Annotated in this window: 3 protein-coding genes and 1 pseudogene; 1 reads left to right on the plus strand and 3 read right to left on the minus strand. The window is 66.2% G+C overall.

Annotated features, from left to right (window positions below):
• Together ACLP25_RS27690 and proS are read right to left on the minus strand one after the other, a co-directional pair.
• Positions 1 to 737, minus strand: a 737-nt coding sequence (locus ACLP25_RS27690; protein ID WP_442472315.1) for an ABC transporter permease, incomplete at its 3' end; no start/stop codon positions are given.
• Between the two features lie 277 nt (positions 738 to 1014).
• Entirely contained in the window at positions 1015 to 2343 is a 1329-nt protein-coding gene (gene proS / locus ACLP25_RS27695) for a proline--tRNA ligase (protein WP_442472316.1), read from the minus strand.
• 121 nt (positions 2344 to 2464) lie between these two features.
• Between proS and ACLP25_RS27700 the strand changes: the two genes are divergently transcribed.
• Entirely contained in the window at positions 2465 to 4240 is a 1776-nt protein-coding gene (locus ACLP25_RS27700) for a hypothetical protein (protein ID WP_442472317.1), read from the plus strand.
• 42 nt (positions 4241 to 4282) lie between these two features.
• Here ACLP25_RS27700 and ACLP25_RS27705 read toward each other — a convergent pair.
• Positions 4283 to 4746 (minus strand): annotated as a pseudogene (locus tag ACLP25_RS27705) (ComEC/Rec2 family competence protein); the annotation flags it as partial.

Here is a 4746-nt window from a genome sequence, read left to right on the forward strand (position 1 = left end):
TTGGCGACATAGACCTCGATCACATTGGCTTGCCCCTCCTGGTTGAAGAATGTCTGGGCCTCGGTGAGCGGCATGAAGATGAACGTGTTGTCGAAGGTCGACATGCCGATCTGGAAAATCGCCGCGACCGGATAGGCCTTCATCCGCGGCGTGACGCCGAACGGCGTTTCGGCGCCATGGGGCGCGATGATCGTCACGCTGTCGCCGACCCTGAGGCCCAGATGCTCGGCGAGCTTGGCGCCGACGGCGAGGCCCTGCCCCGCGTCGAAGCCGTCGAGCGAGCCCTGGATGATATGGCCTGCGACGCCCGGCAGGCGCTCGAGGTCCTGCTGGCGGATGCCGCGCACCAGCGCGCCAGCCGAGCCGTACTGCGTGGTGGCGAAGGCCTGGCCCTCGACCAGCGGCAGCGCCAGGGTCACCCCGGGCACCTTGCTCACTCGCTCGGTCACCGCCTGGTAGTCGGTCAGCGGCGTGTCGATCCCCTGCAGGAACATGTGGCCGTTGAGGCCGATCATCTTCTCCATCAGATCGTGGCGGAAGCCGTTCATCACCGACATGACGACAATCAGCGCCGCGACCCCGAGCACGATGCCGAGGAAGGAGAAGCCGGCGATCACCGAGATCGACTTCTGCGCGTTGCGGGCGCGCAAGTAGCGGAACGCCACCATCCACTCAAACGGGGCGAACGGGCGCGTCGCGCGCGACGGCGCAGCGGCGTCGACGGCGGAGGCGGTCATGCGGGGACTCCCGCGCGCGCTGCCCGAGCCTGCGGATCCCTTCCCCAGCCTGCTGAGGAAGAGCCTGCCCCCGGGCGAAGACCCGGGGGTGGCCCGGAGGGCCGGATGGGGTATGGCCCGCTGCTGCGCCGCCCGACGGCTCGCACGAACCTCACCGCGAACTTGTCGTCCAAGCGCCCTGCTTTCCACACCCCATCCGTCGCCATCGGCGACACCTTCCCCGCTTTGCGGAGAAGGGGCGTCCGTTCGACCGGAGCCAAATGACGAAATGCAGCCATCACGCCTTCCCGCCGAGCCTGTCGATCGCCGCCTCGACGCTGACGAGCTCGCGCTCGCCGGTGCGGCGGGTCTTCAGCTCGACCTTGCCCTCGGCGAGGCTCTTGGGGCCGACAATCACCTGACGCGGCGCGCCAACAAGGTCCATGGTCGCGAATTTGGCGCCCGGGCGCTCGTCGCGGTCGTCGTAGAGGACGTCCACGCCCGCTCCCTCCAGCGCCTCATGGATGCGCCGGCTCGCGCCGTCGGTCGCGGCGTCGCCGACCTTGAGGTTGATCAAACCGACGCGGAACGGCGCGACCGCCTCCGGCCAGATGACCCCGGCGTCGTCATGGTTCGCCTCGATCAGCGCCGCCGCGAGGCGGCTCGGGCCGATGCCGTAAGAGCCCATATGGACAAAAGTCTCCTTGCCGTCCGGTCCGTTGACGACCGCCTTCATCGGCAGGGAGTATTTGGTCCCGAAGTAGAAAATATGGCCGACCTCGATCCCGCGCGCGGAAATGCGCGCGTCCTCGGGCAGCGCCGCGAAGGCCGCCGCATCGTGCTTCTCCGAGGTGGCGGCATAGAGCGAGGTCCACTTGTCGAACACGCCCTGCATGGTCGCGGCGTCGTCGAAGTCGATATTTTCCGGCGGCGTATCGAAGGTCAGATAGTCCTTGTGGCAGAAGACCTCGCTCTCGCCGGTTGAGGCCAAGATGATGAACTCGTGGCTGAGGTCGCCGCCGATCGGCCCGGTGTCGGCCATCATCGGAATGGCGGTGAGGCCGAGGCGCTTGAAGGTGCGAAGGTAGGCCGTGAACATCTTGTTGTAGGAATGACGCGCCCCCGCCTGGTCGAGGTCGAACGAATAGGCGTCCTTCATCAAGAACTCGCGCGATCGCATCACCCCGAAGCGCGGCCGGACCTCGTCGCGGAATTTCCACTGAATGTGGTAAAGATTCAGCGGCAGGTCCTTGTAGGACCTGACCGAGGCGCGGAACATCTCGGTGATCATCTCCTCGTTGGTCGGTCCGTACAGCATGTCGCGCTCGTGCCGGTCGCGGATGCGCAGCATTTCCTTGCCGTAGTCGTCGTAGCGGCCGGATTCGCGCCAGAGCTCGGCCGACTGGAGCGTCGGCATCAAGAGCTCGATGGCGCCGGCGCGGTTCTGCTCTTCGCGCACGATGGCGCAGATTTTTTGCAGCACGCGCAGGCCCAGCGGCAGCCAGGCGTAGATGCCGGCCGCCTCCTGGCGGATCATGCCGGCGCGCAGCATCAGCCGGTGCGACACGATCTCCGCCTCTTTCGGCGTTTCCTTGAGGATGGGCAGAAAATAGCGGGAAAGGCGCATCGGGGTCCAAAAGGCGGGCGAGTCGGGGCGCAAACGCGGGATTGCTCCTATTGACCTCTGGGGTGGCGCTTGACAAGCACTTACCGACTCGTGAATTTCGTTTCCCGGGGGGAGAAACTTCATGCAAGTCAGCTTCGGGCCGAGGTCCGACCAGTACCTCGCCTACATAACAGGCAAACCGCCGCGCGACCTTCCGCCGGGAACGACCGGACGCGTCATCGACGTCGAGAAATTCTACGAGCAGACCCGGGCGCGCGGCCTTCCATTCACATTTTCGCTCATCTCTTTCGCCGCGCCGCTCGTCGCCTTTGCTGCGGCGCTCTGGCTGATCGTCTGCCTGCTTTCGTTCGGGCCGCAAGAAATCCGGGAGGGTGCGGTCGAGTTGGAAAACGCCGGGTCGAATCCGCCGCTGCCTATCGACGTGTTCTGCGGCCCCGGGAGGGATCCCCTTGTGAACGGCTTGATCGCGAACACCTTCCACTTCTCCGTCACGCACGTCGCGCTCTTTGCCATCTGCGCGCTCGCCGTCCTCGCGGCGGCGGCGAGCATACGCAATGTGCTCGAAACCCATGGCCATGTCGGCAGCAGCAACGGGGCCAAATTTTTGGGTCTGATTGTGGCGCTCGGCGTTCCGATCCTCGCCGGATTTGGCGTCTTCAAACTCGCCTCCTGGGCTGTCGGAACGCAAATCGGCGGTCTGTTTCAACGGCTATTCCCGGTTTCCGCCGCTTTGCTTGCGAAGTGCGACTTCCTTAAAGACGTCAACGCATTGAACGACCAGATCTACGCCCAGATGGGACTGGGCGCGATGGCGGTGTCCATTGGAGTCGTCTCGCTGACCTTCGCCGCCGCGCTGCTCGGCTGGCGGTTCGAAACGAAAGACATCAACGGCGCGTGGTCGGACAGCTACGTGCTGCGGCACAAGATCAACAATGCTCTGACGCTGTTCTTCATCGGCTCGATTCTTCTCGTCGTCACGACCGTCGCCTTGTCTTCGGCGACCGACTGGACCGGAGGGGTCCTCGACGCCGTCAAGGCGGCGACCGCCCCTGACTCGAAGGACGCCACGACGTCGAACAGCGCTCCGGCCGCAACACCCACCGTCGCGACGGGCGCCCCGGCCGCGACCGCGACAGACCGCGCCGCGACAAGCGCCGCCTCTCCCAACACGCCGGCCCTCCAGTCCGCATCGGGCCAGTCCAGCGCCGGGAACGCCGCCGACGCGGCCGCAAAAGCCGCCGCCGACGCGGCCGCAAAGGCCGCGGCCCTCGAATTCGACTCGTTGAAGACCCTCAAGACCTCGATCACGAGTTTCGCCGGGGCGCTCGGATCGCTCCTGCTCATCCTGATTTTTGTGCCGGCCCTCTATTGCCTGACGGGCGAAATCGACATCGCCGGGAAGACGCACGCCTCTTTCGACGCGGCAAACAAGGCGCCCGCGCCGACGACGCCCGAAGCGTCGCCGGCGGTCTACCTCAAAAACAGGCACGGGAAATTCTTCTCCGTCGAAGTCGTCGCCGGTTCGGACGAGCAGGCGCCGGCGATCCTGTCCGTGATGGACATTGGAGGAACGACCAGACAGTTGAAGCTCGTCGCCGCGCCCGGCAAGCCGCCGCTGGCGAGCTATTTCGGCGAAGACGACGCCGGGAACATCTACGAGTTCACGGCGCCGCCTGCATCCCAGGCCGCTCCGAAGAAGCCTGCGTCGCACCCCGTGCGGCATGAGAAGGCCGACGCCGTGAAGTGGAAGGTGGCCGGGTGGAAAACCGTGCAGGACTGGAAGGACAATCACGGCCTCAAGCTACAATTTGGCGACTTGACCGCGACGTTCGTAGCGGTGCTCGCTCCCCTGTTGTCCGGCACGATCATCGACCTGAGCAAAATGTCGCTCGGCTGAGCAGAGTGGGGACGGCGATTGGCGGTATGCGAGGAAAGGTCGCTACGGCGGCCCCGGCGCCTCCTCGCCCTCCCCCGGCTCCGCCCCATGGGTCGTCGCATGGCCCGGGCGGACGATCCGGTCGTCGAGCGTCGGCGCGGGGGCGGGCGACCAGGGGCGGTTCTGCTCGGTCGTGCGGTCGGCGGTGAGCGCAAAGCCCTTCTCGTCGCTCCAGGTCAGACCCACTGCGCCGAGCTTCGCGAGGGCCTTCTCGTCGAGCACGAATTTCGCGCCGCAGTCGCCGGGCGCGCTCAGCGCGCTCACGACGATCTCGGCGCGGCCGCAATCCTCGTCGAACGCCAGCCGGTCGAGAACGAGGCTTAGCGACTCGCCTTCCGGCAAAGCGGCGACGCAGGCGAGGCGGTCGCAGGGCGCATCCGGATCGCGCGCCTGAGCCGGGTCGCGCCCGTCGCCATCGGCGGTGAGCCAGTGCTCGGCGGCGAAGGCGTTGAAGCGCTTGCCGACGA

This window comes from Roseiarcus sp. (genome assembly GCF_052145395.1).
In the GTDB taxonomy this organism is placed as follows: Bacteria; Pseudomonadota; Alphaproteobacteria; order Rhizobiales; family Beijerinckiaceae; genus Roseiarcus.

What these genes read in the sequence shown, in the direction of transcription:
- proS (WP_442472316.1), bottom strand. Translation starts at nt 2,343, where the DNA reads ATGCGCCTTTCCCGCTATTTTCTGCCCATCCTCAAGGAAACGCCGAAA.
- ACLP25_RS27700 (WP_442472317.1), top strand. Translation starts at nt 2,465, where the DNA reads ATGCAAGTCAGCTTCGGGCCGAGGTCCGACCAGTACCTCGCCTACATA.